Raw genomic sequence first — 23,355 nt, forward strand, 5'->3', positions numbered from 1 at the left:
CCCGGCTCAGCGCTCAGGTGTGTGAGCAGGACTTCACGGGTTGACATGGTGAGCGCGGAACCGCTCGACCGCCTCGGCGAAGGAGCCGTCCTGGACGAATCCCGCGTGCAAGGCCCTGTCCACGGCGAGGGCTCCCGGAAATGAGCGGACGATGCGGGTGACGTTCTCATCGGGCTCGTCGACGACGAGTCGACGAGCCCGGGTTCCGCCGATGCGCTCGAGGCATTCGAGCATCTCCGCGACGGTGACGGAGATTCCCGGGAGATTCACCACCCTCCAACCGTCGAGCCGGTCGGCATCGACAGCTGCGGCATGGAGGAGATTGTCGACGACGGTGTCCGGCGAGGACAGCCACAGCCGGGTGTCATGCGGGACCGGGCAGACGGACGGCTTCCCGTTGAGCGGCTCCCGGACGATCCCGCTCGCGAACGAGGACACGGCGCTGTTCGGGGAGCCGGGACGAACGGAGATCGTGGGCAACCGGCAGGTCAGGCCATCGACGTACCCCTTGCGCGAGTACTCGTTGACGAGGAGCTCCCCGATCGCCTTCATCGTCCCGTAGGTCGATTCCGGCTGGGGAGCGTGGGATTCGGCCACGACGGCCGGCAGCAGGCCGCCGAACACGGCCACGGAGCTGGTGAACACGAACCGTGGGGCCGTGCCCACGAGACGTGCCGCCTCGAGAAGCTCGGTGGTGGCCGTGATGTTGACTCGATGGGCGAGGTCGAAGTCCTCCTCGGACCCACCACTGAGGACGGCAGCGAGGTGAAATACGATCGCCGCGTCCTTCGTGATGACCTGCTCAAGGAGCCCGCGGTCCGCGATGTCGCCGACCGTCGACGTCACCCTGTGATCGGCGACCGGGCTCGCTGCCAGGTCGAGCGACTCGATGCGATCCACGGGCAGCGCGAAGCTGCCGTCGTCCATGGCGGAGAGCAGACGCCGGGTCAGGGCGCTGCCGAGGAATCCAGCTCCCCCGGTGACGACGACCTTCATAGGGGTCACTCCTCCATGGTCAGCACGATCTTCCCCGTGGTGTGGCCCGCCTCCCCCACTCGGTGCGCTTCAGCCGCCCGGGACAGGGGGAAGGTCTTGTCGATTCTCGCGCGGAGCCGATCAGTCTCGACGAGTTCCCTGATCGCGAGCATGCCGGTGTGATCGGCCTCGACGAGGATGAGTTCGACACGGATGTCACGCGTGGCCGCCTCAGCGAAGAGGCCGCGCTTGGGGAATGGCAGGGTCGAGACCAGCACTCCTCCGGTCCGCAGCGACTCGAGCGACTTCAGCTGGTTGTCGCCACCGAGGGTGTCGAGGACGATGTCGACGTCCTTGACCGCCTCGGCGACATCCGTCTCCCGGTAGTCGATCACCTCATCGGCGCCGAGCTCCCGCACGAAGTCGTGCTTCGGCGCGCTCGCCGTGCCGATGACATGGGCACCGCGGGCCTTGGCGATCTGCACCGCGACATGCCCGACTCCACCGGCCGCGGCATGGATGAGGACCCGGTCGCCCTGGCCCACCTCGGCGGTGTCGACGAGGGCCTGCCAAGCAGTCAGCGACACGAGCGGGAGGGCTCCGGCCTCGACGTCGTCGATGTTCTTCGGCTTCGACGCGAAGGCCCTGGTCGGACCGACGACGAATTCCGCGTGAGATCCGACTCCGTAGGGATAGGGGAGCATGCCGAAGACCTCGTCGCCGGGCTTGAACAGGGTCACTCCCACGCCCACCTTCTCAACGACGCCGCAGACGTCCCAGCCGAGGACGAACGGCGGGGCGGGCAGGAACCCGGCCCCGCTGCGGTGCTTCCAGTCGGTCGGGTTCACCCCGGCGGCGCGGATGCGAACGAGGATCTGACCGGGGGCGGGTTTGGGGACGGGCAGCTCGATCTCATGGAGGACTTCGGGACCGCCGAGGTGGTCCTGGCTGATCGCGCGCATTGTCGGCTCGTGGTTGGTCAAATCGGTCGCGGCTTCGGTGGCAGTGGCCGTCTTCGCTTCGCTCATGAGCCCATCCTTTCGGGTTTCGGCATCGATCGCCAGTGTCTCGGGTGCCTCGTTCGCGTTGTGGGCTAATCTCAGGTCATGGTCACGCAGATTCCGCAGCAGCCGGATTTCTCCCACTCCGACGCCGAGGCAGTTGTGTGGAAGGCCCTGTGCGAACAGCTGCCCGAGGATGCCACCCTGGTCCACAGTCAGCGTCTGACCGGTCACGACAAAGACGTGGAGATCGACGTCCTGCTGCTGTGGCCGGGCGTCGGGATCGCAGTCATCGAAGTCAAGGGCGGACGCGTCGGCGTCGAGGACGGCACGTGGATCACGCAGGACGGCAGAGGCCACCGGAACCGGCTCAGAGTCTCTCCTGTCGAGCAGGCGATGATCGCCAAACACACTCTCATCGACTATCTCCGGCCACGAGTCTCAGCATTGCCCGGCCCGATCAGCCACCTCGCGGTGCTGCCTTACACGCAGCTTCCGGGCGACTGGGATCAGCCCGATGCCCCGCGTCGGCACCTGGCCGATGCGACACAGCTCGACTCCCTCGCCGGGGTCGTCAGCAGTCTGCTCCGCTTTGATTTCGATCCGGACCGGCATGACATCACCGCCCCGCACGAGTATGTCCTGAAGAACCTGCGGCGCACCAACCGGGCCGTGGAGAATGTGCGCCTGCGCGCGGTCACCATTGAGAACAGAGCCGACGCTTTGACTCAGGAACAGACGAAGCTCATCCGAATCCTGCGCCATCAGAACCGGGCGGAGATCAGCGGCGGTGCCGGCTCAGGAAAGACCTATCTGGCATTGATGAAGGCTCGGGCGCTGACCCAATCCGGCGCAAAGGTGGCGCTGATGTGCTACTCACGTGGTCTGGGCAGGTTCCTGCAGCTCTTCACCGCGCAGTGGCCCGAGGAGGATCGGCCTGCATTCGTCGGTCTGTTCCACGATATGCCGGTGCTGTGGGGCGCGGCCGAAGGCAGCGACGACGATTCGGAGTATTGGGAGCAGAATCTGCCCAAGAAGCTCAAAGACCTTGCCGATGAGCGTCCGCGGCGGGAGCTCTTCGATGCGATCGTCATCGACGAAGGCCAGGATTTCAGCCTCCTGTGGTGGGAGGCCGTGCAGTCGTGCCTGCGCAATCAGGTCGAAGGGACGCTGTACGTATTCACCGATGAGAGGCAGAGGATCTTCGCCAGGCAAGGCGAGTCGCCGATCACGATGAACCCGATCCAACTCGATGAGAATCTGCGGAACTCCGAGCAGATCGTGGCCGGGTTCGCCGATCTCGCTCTGGAGCCGCCGATCGCCCGGAATGGGCCGGGTGAGGAGATCGAGTGGATCGAGGTCGATCCCGACGACTCCCTCGCCGAGGCGGATGAACAGGTGGAATCGCTCATGGACGCCGGCTGGAATCCCGGCGACATCGCACTGCTCACCACCGGCAGCAGACATCCCGTGCAGCGCGAGATCGTCGCAGCCGAAGGGCAGTCGGCGTATTGGGATCAGTTCTTCGCCGCCGAGGACGTGTTCTACGGTCATGTCCTCGGTTTCAAGGGCCTGGAGCGACCCGTCGTCGTGCTGTGCATCAATGGATTCCGGGATCCTGACCGCGCCCTGGACATGCTCTACGTCGGAATGTCACGGGCGACGACGAAACTCGTCATCGTCGGGGACACCACGGTGCTCGACTCGGTGCACGCAGGATGATCAGACCTACTCCCCCGCGACCTCGAGCAGCACCTTCCCCAGCACCGACCTGCGGTCGAGTTCGCCGATGGCCGCAGCTGCCTCGGCGAAGGGGTACATGGCGTGGATGTGCGGGTTGAGCCGGCCCGCAGCCACGTGCTCGCTCACAGCCTCCCACTGCCGGGCGATGTACGCGTCATCGTCGCGAGTGGCCGCGCCCCAGGCGACGCCGACGACGGAGGCGTTCTTCAGCAGCAGCCGGTTGACCCTGACCTCGGGGATCTGCCCGGGAGTGAAGCCGAGCACCAGGAGTTGGCCGTAGGTTGCGAGGCTGCGGATCGAATCCGTGAACCGGTCACCGCCGACGGGGTCGAAGACGAAGTCGACGCCATCCGGCAAGATCTCCTTGACCGCGTCCTTGAACCCTTCGGCGAGAACCACATGGCGGGCGCCGAGCGAGCGCACCATCTCGGCCTTCTCCCCCGTTGACACGACTCCGACGACGTCGAGGCCCATTGCGAGTCCGAGCTGCACCGCTGCCGACCCGAGACCGCCGGCGGCGCCGTGGATGAGAACGCTCTGGCCCGGCTGAGCCTTCGCTCGCAGCCGCAGCGCGAAGTCGGCGGTGAGCACGTTCATCGGCATCCCCGCCGCGTGCCTGAGCTCCACTCCGCCCGGCACCGGAACGGTCTGCGCGTCGGGGGCGACGAGGTACTGAGCGAACGTGCCCTTGCCGGTGATCGCCGCCACCCCGTCCCCGACGGAGAAGCGCGAACCCGGCCCTGCGTCGACGACCGTGCCGGCGGCCTCGGATCCGAGGACGAACGGCAGGTCATGCTTGACCTGGTACATTCCTCGCGTCTGCAGCAGCTCGGGGAACGTCACCCCGGCGTATGCGACTTCGATGAGCACTTCGCGATCGCCGGGAACCGGAGGGTCCACCTCGGCGAGCTTGACATCATCGGGACCGGTCAACTGGGTGACATGGATGGCTTTCATCGTTCCTCACTTCACTGTGGCAGGCGGTCGGTGACACACATCACGATTTCGGCTTGACTCGGCAGCAGTCCTTGGTACTGTGATTGTAACTGAACGACTGTTCACTCGGGAGGTCGAGGTTGACCACAGCGCCGGCGGGAATCGACGCGAACGCATTGGGAACGTGGCTGCGCGAACACTTCGGGGTGTCCGAGTTCAGCGTCGAGGCGATGTCCGTGGGCCGCTCCAACCTCACGTACACGATCAGCGTTGACGGACAGCCGCAGTGGGTGCTGCGCCGGCCGCCGCTGGGGCACACGGGTGGCAACGCGCATGACGTCGCCCGTGAGGGCAGGATCATGCAGGCTCTCGGGGACAGCGTCGTCCCCGTCCCCCGCGTCATCGACATCGTCGACGATCCAGCGGTGATGGACGTCCCGTTCGTCTTCATGGAGCACTGTCCCGGATTCGTCATCGACTCTCCTGAGGACTGGTCCCGACTGGCTCCGGGCGACGGCCCAAGGTGTGCCTTCGCCATGATCGATGCCCTGGCCGCGATCCATCAGGTCGACATCGACGAGGTGGGCCTCGGTGATCTGCGCCGCCCCGGAGGACTGGTGGAACGCCAGCTCCGCAGATGGCTCGGCCAGTTCGACGCCATCACCACTCGCGACCTGCCGGTCATCAGGTCGGTCCATGACGTCCTCGTCGAGGTGATGCCCGACCCAGGCGGCAGCCCGACGGGTCTCGCGCACGGCGATTACAAGCCCAACAACATGATCTGCTCCCCCTCTGGCGCTGTCACCGCCGTCGTCGACTGGGAGCTCACCGCCGTCGGAGAGGTCCTCACCGACCTCGGCTACTTCGTCGCCATGCTCACTGTGCCAGAGACGTACACGAGCATCTGGACGCCCGGGCCCGAAGTCGGATTCCCCGCCGTTGAGGAGCTCATCGACCACTATCAGGACCGCACTGGCACCGAAGTCCACGACGTCAACTACTACGCCGCCTTCGCCGTGTGGAAGCTCGCCTGCATCCGCGAAGGCGTCTACACCCGCCTGCTCACCGGGACGATGGGCGACCTCGACCTGGATCCGGTCGCCGCCGGGGCCGGAGTCGAGGACCTCGCCCGACAGGCACTGAACCTGCTGGAGAAGTCATGAAGGTCGCCGGCCGGGCAGCTGTCGTCACGGGCGCGGCGCAGGGAATCGGGGCGGCCCTCGCGGCCGAGCTCACCCGCCGAGGTGCTCGCGTCGTTCTCGCCGATGTCTCCTCCGCGGTCGAGCACACGGCATCGACACTCGATCAGCACAGCTGGACAGGCGACGTGTCCTCCGTCGACGGGATCGCCTCCCTGCTCGACTTCGCTCGGACGGACCTCGGCGGCGTCGATCTCTACTTCGCCAACGCCGGCGTCACCGGGCCGCCCGGCCTCGGGAGCAGCGACGGGGACTGGGACCGGATCCTCAACGTCAATCTGCGCGCTCACATCCGCGCCGCCCAGGCGCTCATTCCCGACTGGCAGGCCGCCGGAGAGGGGCACTTCGTGGCGACCGCCTCGGCGGCGGGGCTGCTCACCCAGATCGGGTCGGCGGCGTACTCGGTGACCAAGCACGCCGCGGTCGGCTTCGCCGAATGGCTGGACATCACATACCGCGACGACGGGATCCGCGCCTCGGTGATCTGTCCGATGGGAGTGAACACGGACCTGCTCCGCGGCATCGGCGACACCGACGGCGGCAGCATTGCCGTCACTCCCACCGGCGATCCCCACCACCCACCATCGGATGGAAGGTCGGCTGCACAACGGGCAGTCACCTCGGCGGGGCGCGTGCTCGAACCGGCCAAGGTCGCCGAGGTCGCCCTCGGCGCCGTCGAGGCCGATGAGTTCCTCATCCTCCCCCACCCCGAAGTGCTCGACATGTACCGGATGAAGGCCTCCGACTACGAGCGATGGCTCAACGGCATGAGCCGCTACCAGCGCACTCTGACCAGCAGTGACACCGAGCTATGACGCCACAGCCCACGAGACCCAACGAGGAGACCCATGCTGGAGACGACTGAACGCTCGCTCGACTACCAGGAGCGTCTGACGACATTCATGGACGAATTCGTCTACCCCGCCGAACCGATCTACGCGGCGCAGATGGCCGAGGCCGGCTCCCCGCACGTGCAGCCGCAGATCCTCGAGGACCTCAAGTCCGAAGCAAAGAGGCAGGGCCTGTGGAATCTCTTCCACCCGCATCCTGAGTGGGGACCGGGACTGACGAACCTCGAGTACGCCCCTCTCGCGGAGATCACCGGACGCAGCCCGGACCTCGCGCCCGAAGCGATCAACTGCAATGCCCCCGACACCGGGAACATGGAAGTGCTCACCCTCTACGGCACGGACGAACACAAGGAGAAATACCTCCGACCTCTCCTCGCGGGGACGATGGCTTCGGCATTCGCAATGACGGAGCCGGATGTCGCGAGTTCGGATGCGACGAACATCCAGATGCGCATGGAGCGCACCGACGACGGCTATGTGCTCAACGGCCGCAAATGGTTCGCCTCCAACGGAATGCACCCCAACTGCCGGGTCCTCATCGTCATGGGCAAGACCGATCCGACCGCGCCCAAGCACCGGCAGCAATCGATGCTCGTCGTGCCGATCGACGCTCCCGGTATCACCGTTGTGCGCAATCTGCCCGTCTACGGCTACCACGACCGTGAAGGCCACGCCGAGATCACCTTCGAGGACGTCCGTGTCCCATTCAAGGACGTACTCAAGGGCGAGGGCGAAGGGTTCGCAATCAGCCAGGCCCGACTGGGACCGGGCCGCATCCACCACTGCATGCGGGCGATCGGGGTGGCCGAACGCGCCCTGGAGCTCATGGTCAAGCGCGCCGTCTCCCGCGTCACCTTCGGCACACCGCTGGCCGAGCGGGCGAACATCCAGGATTGGATCGCCGAGGCCCGGATCGAGATCGATCAGGCCCGGCTGCTGACCCTGCATGCCGCAGACATGATGGACAAGCACGGAAACAAGGTCGCGAAGAACCAGATCGCAGAGATCAAGGTCGTCGCTCCGACGATGGCACTGAAGGTCCTCGACCGCGCGGTGCAGGTCCATGGCGCTGCCGGAGTCACCGAGGACTTTCCCCTGGCCCGGCTCTGGGCCCATATGCGCACGCTGCGGCTGGCTGACGGACCGGATGAGGTGCACAAGCGGTCCATCGCCCGCAATGAGATCAAGAAGCATCTCTCCTGACCGTCCCTGTCGTCCTTCCGGAAAGAGGATTGAGCAATGAGCAGTTGGTTCGACACCCGCCCCTGGTTGAGCACATGGGGTGACATCGCCCCGAAACCGTACACTCTGGACTCCTCGACACCCTTGGCCGATCTGGCCGCGACCGTCGACGCCTACGGCGATGAGGAGGCGATCACCTACTACGGCTACCACCTCACCTGGGCGGAGTTCGACCGGTACTCGACCGCGTTTGCCTCGTACCTCGAATCCCAGGGCATCGACCCAGGCGACAAGATCGGCATCTACGACCAGAACACGCCGGCCTTCGTCCTCGCGACCTACGGGATCTGGAAGGCCGGCGGGGTCGTCGTCCCCCTCAACCCCATGTATCGGGACGAGCTTCGGCATATCTTCTCCGACTCCGCGGTGAAGGGGCTCGTCGTTTCGAAGGCCGCGTTCTTCAGCCGCGCAGCTCCCTATGCCGCTGACCTGCCGGTCGTCGTCCTCAGCGATGACCGCAGCTTCCAGATCGACGGTCCGGACGCGATCTTCTCGATGTTCGACCAGCTCCCAGGAGAACCAGGCGTCAGCGGACCCGTCGAAGCTGCCTCGGCGACGGTGCTTCCCGACTTCCAGGCTGTCATCGAAGAACACCTGGACAAGGACTTCGCGCCGGCCAGTCCCTCCGTCGACGACATCGCCCTGATCGCCTACACATCGGGAACCTCCGGAAAGGCCAAGGGTGCAGCGGCCGCTCATTCGGCTCTGTCGAGCAACTCCCGCTATGTCACGCGTGGACCTGACTTCGAGCCCGGAGATGGATTCGTCTCGCTCGCTCCGCTGTTCCACATCACGGGTTTCGTCTGCCAGTTCCTCGCCGCAGTCGCCGGAGGGGCACGTCTGATCCTCAACTGCCGATTCGAGCCCGGATCTCTCCTCGACCTGAGCGCCCGGGAGAAGCCGACGTACATGGTCGGTCCGGCCACGGTCTATACGGCGATGATGGCCCACCCCGACTTCCGCCAGGACCATGTCGCCTCCTTCAAGAAGCTCATGTCGGGAGGTGCGCCTCTGCCGGAGGGTCTGGTCGACAAGTTCGAAGACAAGGTCGGCGTCTACGTCGGACAAGGCTATGGACTGACGGAGACATGTGCGCAGGCGGTCACCGTGCCGCATGGCCTCCGGGCCCCTGTTGATCCGGAGAGCGGCAATCTCTCCTGCGGACTCCCCCAGCCGGACACCATGGTCAGAATCCTCAATGACCACGGCGAACCGGTGGGACCGAACGAGATCGGGGAGGTCGCGATCTCAGGCCCCCAGGTCGTCAGCGAGTACATCAACAACCGGCAGGCGACCCAGGAGCAGATCCCGGATGGTGAGCTGCGCACCGGCGACGTCGGGTACATGAACGAGGGCGGGTGGCTGTTCATCGTCGACCGGAAGAAGGACATGATCAATGCCTCCGGGTTCAAGGTCTGGCCCCGCGAGGTCGAAGACGTCCTCTACACTCACCCGGCGATCCAGGAGGCGGCCGTCGTCGGCATCCCCGACGAGTACCGAGGTGAGGACGTGAGCGCATTCGTCACCCTGCAGCCTGGCGCCGAGGTGACCCCGGAGGAGATCGTCGACCACTGCCGCCAGCGTCTGGCCTCCTACAAGACACCCCACTTGGTCAAGGTCATCGACGAACTGCCGAAGACGAGCTCGGGCAAGATCCTCCGTCGCACCATCCGCGCCGATGCGCTCGAGGCTGCAAGGGCGGCGCGGTAACCCTCACCGCCCCAGGCTCACGCTCATCGCGCCGCCGATGCCGGCGAAGCGTTCGGGCTGGCAGGTGAGCAGGATGACCTGGGCGCTGCGGCCGACTTCGTTGAGGATGACGCCCAGGGCCTTGAGCCTCTCCTGGTCGGCGAAGCCGCATCCGTCGTCGACGATCACCGGTGCACCGGTGTCGGCGTCGACCAAAGTGGCCACCGCGAGGCGTCCGATGAGGGAGAGCTGCTCCTTCGTTCCACCCGAGAGTGATTCGAAGGGCACCGTCCGGTCGTTGAGAGTGCGGGAGACGATCTCCAGGTCCTCCGACACCTCGACGCTGAAGCCCGGACCGAACACCAGCCTCCCCAACCGTTCGATCTGCTCGCGGAACGGCGCCACATACTTCCGCTGCGCCTCGTTCTTCCGGGTGAGCACAGTCGTCCGCAACAGGTCGATCGCCGTCGCCTGCCGCTCCAGGCGAACCAAGGTCGATCGCGCGTGCTCGAGCTGCTGCTCAGCGGCCGCGCGTTTCTCGTAGATGCCTTCGCTGGCGCGATCGTCGATGAGCGCCGCCAACTGGTCAACCCTCTGCCGGTCCTCTTCGCGCTGTCGCTCTCTGCGAACGACCAGCTGGCGGGCGTTCTCCAACTGCATCGCAAGCGACTCCGGATCAGCCGCTTCATATGCGGCGCGCGCCTCGGCGAGTTCCTCCCCTACGCTCTCCGATCGCGACACCAGCATCTCGACCGCAGCTGACAGCACCTCGTCCGATTCGGCTCGGCGGGCTTCGGCCACTGCTGCCTGCAGACGCTCGAACTGGGTCGCTGCTTCCTGCTCGGTGGTCTGTGCCCGCACCAGGTCGACGCGAGCGCGGTCGCGTACCGACCGCTTCTGTTCGATGTGGGTCCGGAGGCTTTCAACCGCAGACTGCAGCTCCTCCGATCTCTGCGCAGCAGAAGATTGGGCCGCCTCCAACTCTTCGACGTCGACTGTGTCCGACTCGGGGGCGGCCGGACCGTCACCCAGGAGCTGTTCGGCCTTCGCGAGGGCGGCTTCGAGATCGTGTCGCCTGTCCTTGCCGAGCAGCACCTTGAGCGTCGCATCGGTCTCGGACAGCTTCGCCTCCGCGTCCGCACGCTCCTGTGCACGCTCACGCGCCTGCGCAAGAGAGTCGACGTCGAGGCGGTCAAGCTCGGCGTCGAGGGCGGCCCGCGCCTTCTCCACAGCAGCATCGAGCTCTCGTGGTGACACACCCGGCCGGACGGTGACATCGAGGATCCCGTCGACGCCGATCCGGACATCCTTGGTCACGGCGAAGTCAGTGCCTGCGCCCGTGCCGATCTCTGCTCCGTCGACGAGCACGGCGCGCTCCCCCAGACGGACGACCGACACCTGAGCTGCTGCGGATGTCCTCGCGTTCTCGGCGATGCGCAGATCCGTCTCGAGGGCTCGCAGATGGTCCACATCGGTCCCGGTGACAGCGATCGATCCGATCGTCGCCTGCGCCTGGGCCCGTTTCTCGTCATGAATCCGGATCTCGTCGAGACGGTCTCGGAGCACCGTCCTCTGGGCTCGCGCTCGGGCTCGAGCCACCCGCCGGCCTGCGCGTTTCTCCTCCTCACGTGACTCGTCGAGTCGTTGCTGTGCCGCCTCGAGCTCATCCTGAGCGGCGGCGAACTCCGCCTCGTACCTGGTCAGGTCAGGTTCCACGGAAGTCAGGGCCTCACGAGCGAGGAGCAGGCTGTTCTCGCTCTCCTTGAAGTCCGAGGCGAGCTTCTCGCGCCTGGCCAGGGCATCGCGCGCTATCTGCAGGTCCCGCTCGACGGCAGCCGCTCGAGCGGCGGCCGTGTCGAACATGTCCTTGAGTTCGGCCACAGCAGCTTCCGCCTTCTCTGCCTCCTCCAGGTCTGCAGTCGCCTCCGCGAGCTGAGCGCGCACCGACCCCAAGCCGGCGAGGGCACGCGCATGGTTCTCGACCAGATCGTCCATGCCCCGGCTGCGGTCGACCATTTCCTGGTGCTCAGCCTCGGCCTCGGGCAGAGCTTCGATCGCCTCGCGGTATTCACCGGTGGGCTTCCCCGACTTCGTGAAGTACTTCGAGTGCTCCGCCTCGATCCGCTCGAGGAACTCGTCGTGGTCGCCCACCTCGGCGCCGGATTCGCTGAGCGCATTGTGCAGGGCCTTGATCTGGGCCAGCGACGCCTGCTCGAGACTCTCACCCTGCGCCACGTCAAGAGCGACGAGCAGGTCGACGTCGACCGTCTCGGCGAGGATCGACAGGAACCGATCATGGGCTTCATCCCCGGCCAACTGCTCCGGGCTCGGACGCAGAATCCCCAGTTCGGTGGTGTGCTGCCGCAGCCAGCGCTTGCGGTACTTGAGCTCGTACGCGCCGGTCGTCAGGTGTAGCTCCACCTCGGGCCCCACGTCGGAACCGACCGGTTGGATATCTTTGATGCCCTGCTTCTTCGAGGATGATTTGTCCTCTCGCAGGTGCTTGATCGCCTGCGCGATCGAGGACTTGCCGATCTCATTCGGGCCCTCGATCACCGTCACACCGGAGGAGAATTCGACGGTTGCATCGGTGATGCCGCGATAGTTCTGCAGCCTGATGGAATGGAGTCTCATGATCCGCTCCTGGCAAATCGGTAGAGCAGTCCCAGCGCATCCTGGGCGGCCCGGGCGGTCCCGTCCTCGCCCACGGCCATTGAAGAGAGGTCGTCGAGCGCCTGCTGGGTGAAGCCGCTCAGGCCCAGTCCGGCGAAGTCCTCGTCGGCGGCGATGACGGCGATGTCCGTGTGCCTCTCCCACAGGGAGACGAGGGCGAAGAGGTCCTGGGCATGGTCGATCACCTCGTCGAGCCTGGTCTTCGCTGCCGTCGACAGGGTTCCCCTGAGGATGAGCCAGACCGCAGTCCGGTCCTTGTCGGGCAGCTCGGCCAGCCGCTGTTCGAAGCGGCCGACGTCCTCGATCGAGTTGAGGTCCGCATCGAGGACTCGGTACGACCACTGTCCCACCTGCAGCTTCTCCACAGAGCAGGCATGGGTCTCGGCGTCGACGTCGACGAGGAGGACATTGCCGGGATCGTCCTCCCGGCGGGAGGTCACCTCCGGGGACCCCGGGTACCAGATCCGCTCGTCAACCCGATAGGTTGCATGCCGGTCGCCGAGGACGGCGAACTGCGCCCGGCCCTCACCGAGCACCCTGCGCAGGTGGTCGACGTCGATCGTCGCCAGCGAGTCCCGGTCGGGATTGAGGGTGCTCACCGCCCCGTGCCCGGCGATGATGCGCACGGTTCCGGCCGGCACTTCGGCGAGGTCCCCGGTCGCCTCGGCGACGAGGTCCCCCTGGGGACGTTTGGAGAACCACGGAGCGCCGACGATCTCGGTGCCGGGAACCACCTCGGTGGGAGTGGAATCACGGAGGACGTGGACGTGCTCGGGTCTGCGGGAGACGAACACCGGGGAATCGTAGATCGACGCCGCGTCGAGCGGGTCATGGTTGCCGGGCAGAAGCACGACGGGCACGGTGAACGAGCTGAGCACCTCGAAGGTCCGGGAGATGATCGCCCGGTCGAGCTGGTTGGACTCGAACACATCGCCGCAGACGACGACGAACTCTGCTCCGTGCTCGCTCGCGAGCTCGCCGATCCGCCTGACCGCGTCGAGGCGGGCCCGGTGGAATCGGGGACGTGCTTCGGCACTGAGATAGTGGGCCGTCATGCCCAGCTGCCAGTCCGCGGTGGCGATGAACCTCATGGTCTCCTCCTTGGCTCGCACCCATCCTACGTAGCGGTTCCCACCCTACGGACAGGCCCTGACATGAGCCGTGACGCAGGTCATGCCGGACGAGGCGGTTGCCGAAACTTCACCCGAAGTAGAGATCTGGCGGAAGATTGTCAAGCGAGGACGCGCTGACTTAGGTTAGGCTATGTTTCGTGAATGCGTTTCGAACAGTTCCGACCGGAACAGAGTCCCGAACGGCCACCGCTCTGCGTGCGGTCGGCCTGTCGCTGGGCTATGACGGCACCCCTGTCGTCGGCGACGTGTCCCTGACGATCGCTCCCGGTCAGGTCACCGCCCTCATCGGTCCCAACGGCAGCGGCAAGTCGACGGTCCTGCGCTCCCTGGCACGGCTGCATCCGATCGCCTCGGGTACCGTGCACCTGAGTGCCGACGGTTCCGAAACGTCCTCGCACACCCTGACAGCGCGCGAATTCGCCCGCGCCGTCACTCTGCTCTCCCAGTCCCGGCCGCATCCCTCCGGTGTCAGCGTCCGTGAAGTCGTCGCCTACGGCCGTCACCCGCACCGCCGCCGCTTCGCCTCGCTGACCGAGGCCGACCGGGCCGCGATCGACAAGGCCCTGAGACTGACCGGGACCGCTGCGATGGCAGAGCGGTCCGTCGACCAGCTCTCCGGCGGTGAGCTCCAGCGCGTCTGGCTCGCCACCTGCCTGGCCCAGGACACCGGCATCCTGCTCCTCGACGAACCGACCAACCATCTCGACTTGCGCTACCAGGTCGAGATCCTCGACCTCATGCGCGATCTCGCCGATGAGCACGGGACCGCCGTCGGCGTCGTCCTCCACGATCTCAACCATGCCGCGTCCGTGGCCGACCACGTCGTCCTCCTCAGCAACGGCCGGGTGAGATCCGCCGGAAGCTGTGAGGAGGTCTTCACCTCGAGCGATCTCTCCGAGGTGTACGGTCTGCCCATCACGAGCCGCGTGGATGAGGCCACGGGACTGGTCCGCATCGAAGCCGTGCCCCGGCGCCGACAACGCGCGGCCTCGTCGGGGTCCCGGCTGCAGGTCGCCACAGCGGTCTGAGAGTCCGCGCAACCGAGCGCACGACAGCAATCACAGCACGTCATACCCGTTCCTCCCTCCTGCCCAATTGCCAATAGGAAAGAAGCTCATGTCACTGAAGACTCTGCCACGCACCTCTCTGCTCACCGTCGCCTCGGCGACGGCCGTCTGCGCCCTGACGCTTGCCGGCTGCGGCACCACTTCCACCGAGAAGCCCGCCGGAGACGCCACCGCCGCCGCCTCGGAATCCTGCGAGAACGATTCGACGAAGACGTCGACCGAGCCGGTCACCGTCACCGACGACCTCGGTGAGAAGGTCGAACTCGACAAGCCGGCCGCCAAGGTCGTGTCCCTGGAATGGCAGTTCACCGAGGACCTGCTCTCCCTGTGCGTCAGCCCCTCCGCCGTTGCCGACGCCAAGGGCTACAGCACGTGGGTGAGCGCGGAGAAGCTGCCCGAAGGCGTCGCCGACGTCGGCACCCGCCAGGAGCCCAACGTCGAGTCGATCCTCGCCGCGGACCCGGACCTCGTCATCGCCGAGGTGGCCTCGCGCAACGACAAGGTCGTCAAGCAGATCGAGGATCAGGGTGTGCCGGTGCTCGCGCTCCAGGGTGCGAACGCCGAGGACCCGATCAAGTACATGAAGGACGCCTTCTCCCTGATCGGTGAGGCCACTGGGCGCACCGAACGTGCCGAGAGCGTACTCAAGGGCTTTGACGCCAAGCTCGCCGAATCGAAGAAGGAGGTCTCCGCCGCCGACCTCCCCAACAAGGAGTTCGTCTACTTCGACGGTTACGTCGACGGCGCCAACGTCGCTCTGCGCCCCTTCGGTCAGGGATCGCTCATGGGCGAGCTCGGCGAGTCGCTGGGCCTGAAGAACGCCTGGACCGGCGAGGTCGACCCGGCCTATGGTCTCGGGCAGACCGACATCGAGGGTCTCGCCGAGGTCGGCAACGGCATGCTCTTCTACACGGGCACCGAGGACCCGGAGTCGGAGAACTACGTCGAACTGCTGAAGAAGAACGACATCTGGGCCAACATCCCTGCCGTGAAGGAGGACCGCACCCATGCGTTCCCGGAAGGGATCTGGACCTTCGGCGGACCGAAGTCCTCCGAGCAGGCCCTTGACGCCTATGTCGACGCACTGACCAAGTAATCCATGCCCGCACACGACTCCGCCGAGGCGACCGCCCGCACCGCGAGAACCTCGAGTTCCGCACTCTCGGACACGGTCGCCTCGGCGAAGTTCGGCTCGGCCCCGCCACTGCGCCGTCTCGGTTTCGGCGGGGCCGCATCCGCGGCCGGCGTACTCGTGGTCCTGCTCGCCGCCCTCACCCTCATCTCCGCCTGGCACATCACCCAGGGCACCTCGGCGATCGGATTCCGGGACCTGCTCGGTCTGCTCACCGGCGCCTCCCCCGCCGAGGTGGGGCCCTCGGCCCTCGATGTCCTGCTCGGATCCCGGCTCCCGCGCGTGGGGGCCGGCATCCTCGTCGGCGTCGCCCTCGGCGTGGCCGGGGCCCTGTTCCAACCGCTGGCCCGCAATCAGCTGGCCTCCCCCGACACCCTCGCCGTGACCGGCGGTGCCCATTTCGCGGTCACCGCCGTCGCCGCCTTCGGGCTGGCCATCCCGGTGTGGGCGTCAGGAGCGGTCGCCTTCGTCGGTGGACTGCTCGCCGCCGCCCTGGTGATGAGCCTGGCCGGGGGTGCGGCCTCCTCGACGACCCGCCTCGTCCTCGCCGGCACCGCCACCGCACTGGCGCTGCAGTCGGCCACCTCGGCGCTGCTCATCCTCTTCGCAGAGGAGACCAAGAGCCTCTTCGCCTGGGGCTCGGGCACCCTCAACCAGCTCGACGGGACCGCCGCCGTGCGCAGCATCCCGGTCATCGCCGTCATCGTCCTCTCAGCGATCCTCCTCTCCCGACGCCTCGACCTGCTCAGCCTCGGCGACGATGCGGCCTCCGTGCTCGGGGTGCCGATCCGCTCGACGCGCGCGATCGGGATCCTGCTGGCCGTGGTGCTCACGGCGACCGCAGTGACGCTGGCAGGGCCGATCGGGTTCGTCGGGCTGTGCGCGCCCGTCGTCACCCGTCTCCTCTGCCGCCTGATTCCCGCCCTCGGCCGGCATGCGGTGATGATCCCGGCGACCGCGCTCGTCGGAGCCATCATCGTCATCGGCGCCGATGCTGTGCTGCGGGCCATCCTCGGCGCCGACGAGGCGATCACCCTGCCCTCGGGAGTGACGACGACGATCCTCGGCGCCATCGTTCTCGTGGCACTCGCCCGGACCATGCGCTCCTCGGGCCCGGCTCAGCCCGGTTCCGCGGCGCGCGGGACGGTGTGCGGCCGGCTCCGATTCATCGTCGTCGTCACCACCGGGACCGTGCTGCTCGTCGCCGTCGCACTGCTCGCGCTGCTGTCCGGCGAACGATTCTATCTCCTCGGCGACCTTGTCCTGTGGTGGCGCGACCAGGCGGCACCGGTCATCACATTCGCCTTCGACTCCCGTGCCCCTCGCGTCGCGGCCGCCCTGTGCGCCGGTGCGGCCCTGGCTCTGTCGGGAACGTTCGTCCAGGCCAGCGCCCGCAACCCTCTGGCTGAGCCGGGTCTGCTCGGCATCACCGGTGGGGCCGGCCTCGGCGCGGTCATCGTCGTCACCTTCGTGTCAGGACCCAGCGTCGCGATGGTGTCGGTGGCCGGGGTCATCGGCGCCTTCCTCGCCTTCGGCATCGTCTACGGCCTGTCCTGGCGCGGCGGGATGAACACGGACCGGCTCGTGCTCATCGGAATCGGGCTGTGGTACGGCTTCACGGCGCTGACAACCATGCTGCTCGTCAGCGTCAACCCCTGGGACACGCCGAAGATCTTCACGTGGCTGTCCGGCTCCACCTATGGACGGGTGTGGGCCGACGTCGTCCCGGTCTTCGCCGTCCTCGTCCTCGCGATTCCGCTGGCGATCGTGTGGACGCGCGAGCTCGACCTGCTCGCCCTCGACGACGACACGCCGAAGCTCGTCGGCGTCGCCCGCGAACCCGTGCGCTTCGCGGTGCTCGTCACCGCCGCCCTGCTCGCCGCACTCAGCGTCTCCGCTGTCGGAGTGGTCGGCTTCATCGGCCTGGTCGCGCCGCATGCTGCGCGCGCCCTCGTCGGCGGTCGGCATGCCCGCGTCATCCCGGTCGCGATGCTGCTCGGGGCCGGTGGGCTGGTCTTCGCCGATGCACTCGGCCGGACGGTCATCGCCCCCGCGCAGATCCCGGCCGGTCTCATCATCGCCCTCATCGGCGCCCCATACTTCGTCTACCTCCTCGCCCGCTCCAAGGCGTAGGCCCGCCGGGTCTCCGCCGTCGAGTGCTCGCCGAGGGGCACGATGACGTCCGGAAGGCCTCTGAGCGCGAACACGGTGCCGAGGATCGCGAGGACGAGCGGGAAGCTCAGCGGCACGATGCCCCAGGGGGCCATCAGTTGGCTGAGCGCGCCGTAGAGCAGTCCTGACACCGCGGCCGCGACGATCGACGCGACGAACGTCATCCGCCGGACTTCGAGGACGACGCCGAAGAGCCCGACCGCCACGACCGCTCCGTTGTAGCCCCACAGCCCGTGGTAGATGGAGTAGCCGTCGGCACCGATGCCGAGGCCGGCCAGGGCTCCTGCCAACGATCCGAGCACCGCCATCACTGCGCCGATGCGGCTGGCCGCGGCGATGCCGAGCACGATGAACACGCCGACGAGCACGGAGTCCATGAGCATGACCTGCCCGATCCCCCGGAACGTCGCATGGAACAGGCCCTCGAGCAGGCCGACGGACGGACCGGTGAGCTGTTCGCGCAGGCCCGGATCGGTGGGAGCCTCCGACCGTGTCACCGGTTGGAGAAGGGCGAGGTTGGCCCGGCCGTTGGCGGTGGCGGGCAGAAGCAGCAGGGTGAGGGAGCCGAGCAGGGCGAAGGTCAGGGTGAGTGCAGGGGCGTCGAGCTTGACGACGAGGATCTCGACGGTGATCTTCATGACCGGAACCGACAGTGCCGCGGCGAAGAGGGAGATGACGACCGCATGGATCGCCCATTCGCCGAGGAGGAACACCGCCCCGAGCACTCCGAACAGTGTCCCGTTGAAGGAGTACAGCCCCTTGCGAATGCTTTCGTGGTCGTAGTGCAGCATCGTGGCCACGAGGGTCGACACGACGGCGCAGGCGAGAGTGAGAACGGCGGCCCATGGCCAGTGGAGACAGATGCCGAGGACGAAGATGAGGCCGGTGACGGGGTTGTTGATGAGGATGACCTGGCCGATCCCGCGCAGGGAGCTGTCGATGGCTCCCATGAGCGAACTCCTCCGGTCGATGGCCGCCGTGGCCTCGAAAGTGCCGGAGTAGGTGTCGAACGCAGCGGGTCGCCGAATCACTTCCATCCCTCGTCTGTCCAGTTCTCGATGCGGCCGAACAGCCACTGACGAATGGTAACCCGTCCCACCTCGGCGAGGGAGATCAGTCCATGTCGGGTTCGGCCATCGCCGGTGCCGGCTCGCGGAACATGCGGGTGCGCACGAGCAGGAACACGAGTCCGGCCACGGCCCACACGAGGCCGACGATCTTCGCGTTCGCATCGAGGCTCAGCCACAGGGCGAAGTTGATGATCAGACCGAGTCCCGGAAGCACGATCCCGGCGAAGACCCCGATCCGCCCGGCGGGGCGAAGGTACTTCACGGTGGCGAAGATCAGCGACAGGTTGACGGCGCCGAAGGCGATGTAGGCGCCGAAGTTGATGAGCGAGGCCGCCGAGGCGAGATCGAGGAACAGTGCCGAACAGGCCAGCACGGCGATGAACACGACGTTGATGATGGGCACACCGGTGCGGGCGTTGACCCGTCCGAACATCCGCTTCGGCAGGGTGCCGTCACGGCCCATCGCGTAGAGCAGCCGGGCCGCGCTCATCTGCTGGGTCAGCCCGCAGCCGAGGACGGCGAACATGTAGCCGCCGACGAACAACGCCTGGAACAGGGCCCCGCCGATGTACTTCGCGATCTCCGGTGAGGCGCCGACGATGTCTCCCACCTCGGCGACGTCGGGGAACAGCACCTGCATCGTGTAGGTGATGGCGATGAAGAAGACGCCCGCGGCCACGACGATGATCATGATCGCCCGCGGGATGTCGGTCTTCGGGTGGATCGCCTCCTCCGACATCGTCGTCACCGCGTCGAAGCCGAGGAACGACAGAGCCAGCAGGGACGCGCCGCCCAGCAGCGCTCCGGTCGGCACTCCGCTGGGGTCGAACGGCAGCAGGCTCACGGTTGCGCCGTCGATTCCGGCCGCGATGTTGCGGATGGCGAAGAACAGGAACGCCACGGCCACGACGATCTGGACGACGACGAGGATGACGTTGACCTGCGCCGCGAGCTTGACGCCGACGACGTTGAGGACGGTGCAGATGACGATGGTCGACAGCACCCACACCCAGGCCGGAACCGCGGGCAGGACCGCGCCCATGTAGATCGCCGCGAGCAGGGCATTGAGCATCGGCAGGAGCAGGTAGTCCAGCGTTGCCGCCCACCCGACCATGAACCCGACATGCGGATTGATGGTCTCCCTGGCGTAGGTGTAGGCGGATCCCGCCTTCGGGTAGTACCGCGACATCTTCGCGTAGCTGAATGCGGTGATCGCCACCGCGATGAGGATGAGGATGTAGGCGAGCGGGACCCGGCCAGCGGTCGCCTCGGCGACGATGCCGAACGTGTCGAACACCGCCAGGGGAGCCATGTAGGCGAGCCCCAGGAAGACGATGTGCCGCAGCTTGAGTCGCCTGCGCAGCACTCGTCCGGTGCCGCCGTGGTCGAGATCGACAGCGTCGTCCTCGCTGAGGTGGGTCGAACTGTTCTTCGTCGAATCGGTTCGCATGACTGACCTTTCGGTTTGCGATGTCGGTGACGGGCATCGGTGCCCGCCACCGGTCGGGCGCCGCCGGAAGCGACGGCGCCCGGGCGGCTCAGCTGTGGGAGTGTCCCGAGCAGCTGTGCCCGTGGTTGAGTGTCTTCGCGGCGACGTCGATCCGGGTCTGGCCGAGCAGCGCCGTGTCCGTGGCATGCACGTCGTGGACGATCTCACCGCCGACGATCGTCAGCTCCGCCTGCTGATCGAGCAGACCGGCCGGGTCGAGCTGGTAGAGATCGGCCGACCAGGCGACGAGGTCAGCCTGAGCGCCCACGCTGATGACGCCGAGGCTGTCCTCGGCATGCCAGGCCCACGCGCCTTCGCGGGTGTAGCCGGCCAGAGCCTGATCGAGGGTGATGATCTCCCCCGGGGTCCAGGCGCTTCCTCCGTCGAGCCCGGCGCGGGTGAGCGCGGAGTACATGCCGACGAGGGGATCCATCTCCCCCACCTGCCAGTCGCTCGAGAGTGCGACATGGGCGCCGGACTCCATGAGTGACCGCACTCGCCAGGCGCGGTCCCAGCGGTGCTCACCGACGTTGTCCATCCACGTGCCTTCGATGAGGTCCGGGGAGGCGTGCCGGGGTTGCATGGCCGCCGTGATGCCGAGTTCGGCGAAGCGCGGCAGATCGGCGGGGTCCAGGCACTCGACGTGGACGATGCCGTGCCGGCGATTCCGGGTGCCGTTCGTCCGCTGGGCGTCCTCGACGGCGTCGAGCGCCAGTCGGATTCCGCCGTCGCCGGTGGCGTGGGTGTGAGTCTGGAATCCCAGTCGGTCGAGTTCGGTGACGATCCGGCTCAGCTCGCCGACCGGCACGGAGGGATGTCCGCGGTGGCCGGGCCGGTTGGCGTAGTCCTCGAGCATCCACGCGGTGTGGGGTTCGATGACGTCGTCGGCATAGAGCTTGATCGGTCCGAACCGGAGCCGGTCGCTCTTCGGGCCGTCGTCGACGGCGGTGCGCAGGTCCTGCCGGAACTCGGGGGCGGAGTCGACGGGGTGGAAGAGCGCGGCGATGACGCGCGAGCTCAGCTTCCCCTCACGCAGGGCCTTGCCGAAGAGGTCGATCTCGGCGATCGGCACCTGGGGTTCGACGATCGTCGTGATTCCCGAGCGGGTGGCCATCTCGAGGCTGCCGAGGAGCTTCTTGTACCGGCGTTCGGGTGAGTACATCGGAATGTCCCGCTGGAGCGCGGCCAGTCCGTCGCTCGTCATCGCCGAGGTGTAGAAGTCGGTGACCCAGCCCGTGGGTCGGCCGTCACGGTCGTATTCGGGGTTGCCCCAGGCGATGTCCGCCCCGGCGGTGATCCCCAGGGCCGACAGTGCGGCGTGGTTGAGCCACACCGAGTGCTGGTCGTAGGTGGTGACGAAGATGGGGCGGTCGGTGAGCCCCTCGAGGTCGGAGGCCTGGGGGCGGCGGTTCTCGACGATCGAGTAGACGGCGTTCTCCGCGCACACCCAGTCGAGGTCGGGGCGCTCCTCGGCGAGCCGGGCGATCCGAGTCCGCACCTGAGTCAGAGTCTCGGCTCCTTCGAGGCTGACGGCATCGGGGTCGAACCCGAGCAGCAGGTGGTTGTGGCTGTCGATGATCCCCGGTGTGACGAGATTGCCGCCGAGGTGACGGGTGTCCCTGGCATCTGGCGCCTCGCTCGCGGGGCCGACGTAGGCGATGCGTCCACCGAGGACTCCGACGGCTTCCGCCCAGGGCCGGGCGGGATCGAAGGTGCGCACTCTGGCGCCGGTGAGCAGGAGGTCAAGCATGGTCATCCTCGTATCCGTGCATCGTTGCGTACGAAGCGTCGTTGCAGTGAGCGGTTCCATTCTTTGACAGAAGCGTCAAAGAATTGGTTCAACTGTCACACTGCGCACGCGCTATTGTCAAGGCATGGCACGTACCAAGAATCAGGCGCAGCGTCGGGAAGCGCTCATCGCCGCGACTCTTCAGACGGTCGGTGAGTCGGGGCTGAGGTCGCTGTCGCTTGCCGATGTCGCCCGCAGAGCCGGGCTGACCAGGGGCGCGATCCTCTACTACTACGACGACCTCGACGATCTGCTCGTCGAGACGCACCGCGCGGGTGTGGCCCGGTTCTGCGACCGCCGCGACGAGGTGATCGCCGCCCTCGCCGATCCGCGCGAGCAGCTGCGAGCTGCGATCCGGGAGGGGCTGCCGAGCGGTCCTGACGATGCCCTCATGCGTCTGCTCTACGAGTTCGACGTCCTCGCCGGCACGTCGCAGATCCATGACGAGCTGGTCGAGAACCTCTACACCCGGCAGCTGCGGATCTACCGCGAGGTGCTCGAATCGGGAGTCGCGGCAGGGGCGTTCACCCCGACGATCCCGCTCGAACAGCTGGCGATGAATCTCGTCGCACTCGAGGACGCGTACGGTCTGCACATCGTCGGCGGCAACAGTCTCATCGACGTCGCCTCGGCGGAGTCGGCGATGCGTGCGGCGGCCGCGGGCCTGGGCGCCCCGCCGTCATAAGCGTCTCACTCTCCCCTGCTGATGTACTCCTACTAAGTAGTTCGCAGGTTGGCTTGTCGCGTCTCACCCTCCCCGGCTGATGTACTCCCCCGGCCGGTACCCGGTGACCCGGCGGAAGTCATTGCTGAAGTGCGACTGGTCGAACCAGCCGAGGCTCGCCCCGAGTTCGGCCAATGTTCCGTCCCACACGCGGTCAAGGGCCGCGACAGCGTCCCTCACCCGCGCCCGCACGAGAAGGCGTTTGACGCCGACTCCGCAGTGCTCCTGGAACATCCGCTGCAGTGTTCGCTCACCCATCCCGGTCCGCTGCGCCAGCTCGCCGAGGTGGGTCACCTCCGGATCCTCCATCACCTCGAGGGTGCGCCGGAACCGGCAGTAGCTCTCGGTCATCTCCGGCTCGTACGCCAGCAGCCACCGGTCGAGCGCCTCGGCGGCGGTGGTGAGATCGTCCAGGCCGGCCAGGTCATCGGATGTGGGGAACCAGGCGGCGGCGGGGATCGTCGTGTCGC

18 protein-coding genes are annotated in these 23,355 nt (G+C 67.0%); 9 read left to right on the forward strand and 9 right to left on the reverse strand.

The annotated features are described in order from the left end of the window. Positions 1–33: 33 nt before the first annotated feature. Complete coding sequence (gene denD / locus RIT73_RS13490) at positions 34–996, reverse strand: D-erythronate dehydrogenase (protein WP_309132603.1); 963 nt, start codon at positions 994–996, stop codon at positions 34–36. A 5-nt stretch (positions 997–1,001) separates the two neighbouring features. Continuing rightward, the gene (locus tag RIT73_RS13495; protein WP_309132604.1) at positions 1,002–2,003 is read right to left on the reverse strand and encodes an NADP-dependent oxidoreductase; all 1,002 of its coding nucleotides are present in this window, start codon (positions 2,001–2,003) and stop codon (positions 1,002–1,004) included. A 78-nt stretch (positions 2,004–2,081) separates the two neighbouring features. On the opposite strand from RIT73_RS13495, the gene RIT73_RS13500 reads away from it, so the two are divergent. Continuing rightward, on the forward strand, positions 2,082–3,698 hold the full coding sequence (locus RIT73_RS13500) for an NERD domain-containing protein (protein WP_309132605.1): 1,617 nt from the start codon (positions 2,082–2,084) through the stop codon (positions 3,696–3,698). A gap of 6 nt (positions 3,699–3,704) precedes the next feature. Here the strand turns inward: RIT73_RS13500 and RIT73_RS13505 are convergent, their stop codons facing one another. Then, on the reverse strand, positions 3,705–4,676 hold the full coding sequence (locus RIT73_RS13505) for an NADPH:quinone oxidoreductase family protein (protein WP_309132606.1): 972 nt from the start codon (positions 4,674–4,676) through the stop codon (positions 3,705–3,707). 119 nt (positions 4,677–4,795) lie between these two features. Between RIT73_RS13505 and RIT73_RS13510 the strand changes: the two genes are divergently transcribed. Genes RIT73_RS13510 through RIT73_RS13525 form a run of 4 tightly spaced genes read left to right on the forward strand, consistent with a single transcriptional unit; the run spans position 4,796 to position 9,657 of the window. After that, the gene (locus tag RIT73_RS13510; protein ID WP_309132607.1) at positions 4,796–5,818 is read left to right on the forward strand and encodes a phosphotransferase family protein; all 1,023 of its coding nucleotides are present in this window, start codon (positions 4,796–4,798) and stop codon (positions 5,816–5,818) included. Then, positions 5,815–6,669 carry an SDR family NAD(P)-dependent oxidoreductase gene (locus RIT73_RS13515; RefSeq protein ID WP_309132608.1) on the forward strand — a complete coding sequence of 285 codons (855 nt, stop codon included), beginning with the start codon at positions 5,815–5,817 and terminating at the stop codon, positions 6,667–6,669. Before RIT73_RS13510 ends, RIT73_RS13515 begins: the two co-directional genes overlap by 4 nt. A 33-nt stretch (positions 6,670–6,702) precedes the next feature. Next, entirely contained in the window at positions 6,703–7,908 is a 1,206-nt protein-coding gene (locus tag RIT73_RS13520; RefSeq protein ID WP_309132609.1) for an acyl-CoA dehydrogenase family protein, read from the forward strand. A 36-nt stretch (positions 7,909–7,944) separates the two neighbouring features. Further along, a complete protein-coding gene (locus RIT73_RS13525; RefSeq protein WP_309132610.1) occupies positions 7,945–9,657 on the forward strand; it encodes an AMP-binding protein in 1,713 nt (570 codons plus the stop codon). Positions 9,658–9,660: 3 nt separating this feature from the next. Here the strand turns inward: RIT73_RS13525 and RIT73_RS13530 are convergent, their stop codons facing one another. Together RIT73_RS13530 and RIT73_RS13535 are read right to left on the reverse strand one after the other, a co-directional pair. Further along, positions 9,661–12,270 carry an AAA family ATPase gene (locus tag RIT73_RS13530; RefSeq protein WP_309132611.1) on the reverse strand — a complete coding sequence of 870 codons (2,610 nt, stop codon included), beginning with the start codon at positions 12,268–12,270 and terminating at the stop codon, positions 9,661–9,663. Next, positions 12,267–13,400, reverse strand: coding sequence for a metallophosphoesterase (locus RIT73_RS13535; RefSeq protein ID WP_309132612.1), 1,134 nt, complete (start codon positions 13,398–13,400; stop codon positions 12,267–12,269). Before RIT73_RS13535 ends, RIT73_RS13530 begins: the two co-directional genes overlap by 4 nt. Before the next feature lie 179 nt (positions 13,401–13,579). On the opposite strand from RIT73_RS13535, the gene RIT73_RS13540 reads away from it, so the two are divergent. From RIT73_RS13540 to RIT73_RS13550, 3 genes are all read left to right on the forward strand, one after another. Further along, entirely contained in the window at positions 13,580–14,470 is an 891-nt protein-coding gene (locus RIT73_RS13540; RefSeq protein ID WP_375295013.1) for an ABC transporter ATP-binding protein, read from the forward strand. An 88-nt stretch (positions 14,471–14,558) separates the two neighbouring features. Further along, positions 14,559–15,605 carry an iron-siderophore ABC transporter substrate-binding protein gene (locus RIT73_RS13545; RefSeq protein WP_309132613.1) on the forward strand — a complete coding sequence of 349 codons (1,047 nt, stop codon included), beginning with the start codon at positions 14,559–14,561 and terminating at the stop codon, positions 15,603–15,605. Positions 15,606–15,608: 3 nt separating this feature from the next. Further along, positions 15,609–17,774: an iron ABC transporter permease gene (locus tag RIT73_RS13550; RefSeq protein WP_309132614.1), complete on the forward strand. Its 2,166-nt coding sequence runs from the start codon at positions 15,609–15,611 to the stop codon at positions 17,772–17,774. Here the strand turns inward: RIT73_RS13550 and RIT73_RS13555 are convergent. The 3 genes from RIT73_RS13555 to RIT73_RS13565 all read right to left on the reverse strand — a co-directional run bounded on the left by RIT73_RS13555 (position 17,747) and on the right by RIT73_RS13565 (position 22,128). Next, positions 17,747–18,844, reverse strand: a complete 1,098-nt coding sequence (locus RIT73_RS13555) for an urea transporter (protein WP_309132615.1) — start codon at positions 18,842–18,844, stop codon at positions 17,747–17,749. The genes RIT73_RS13550 and RIT73_RS13555 overlap by 28 nt on opposite strands. 82 nt (positions 18,845–18,926) lie before the next feature. Continuing rightward, positions 18,927–20,333: an APC family permease gene (locus tag RIT73_RS13560; protein WP_309132616.1), complete on the reverse strand. Its 1,407-nt coding sequence runs from the start codon at positions 20,331–20,333 to the stop codon at positions 18,927–18,929. Positions 20,334–20,421: 88 nt separating this feature from the next. Further along, positions 20,422–22,128, reverse strand: a complete 1,707-nt coding sequence (locus RIT73_RS13565) for an amidohydrolase (protein ID WP_309132617.1) — start codon at positions 22,126–22,128, stop codon at positions 20,422–20,424. A gap of 118 nt (positions 22,129–22,246) precedes the next feature. On the opposite strand from RIT73_RS13565, the gene RIT73_RS13570 reads away from it, so the two are divergent. Then, complete coding sequence (locus RIT73_RS13570; RefSeq protein WP_309132618.1) at positions 22,247–22,846, forward strand: TetR family transcriptional regulator; 600 nt, start codon at positions 22,247–22,249, stop codon at positions 22,844–22,846. Positions 22,847–22,909: 63 nt separating this feature from the next. Here RIT73_RS13570 and RIT73_RS13575 read toward each other — a convergent pair. After that, a partial coding sequence (locus tag RIT73_RS13575; protein ID WP_309132619.1) for a helix-turn-helix domain-containing protein occupies positions 22,910–23,355 on the reverse strand: 446 nt, incomplete at its 5' end.

Origin of the sequence: Brevibacterium sp. (assembly GCF_031179145.1) — a bacterium.
Classification (GTDB): Bacteria; Actinomycetota; Actinomycetes; order Actinomycetales; family Brevibacteriaceae; genus Brevibacterium.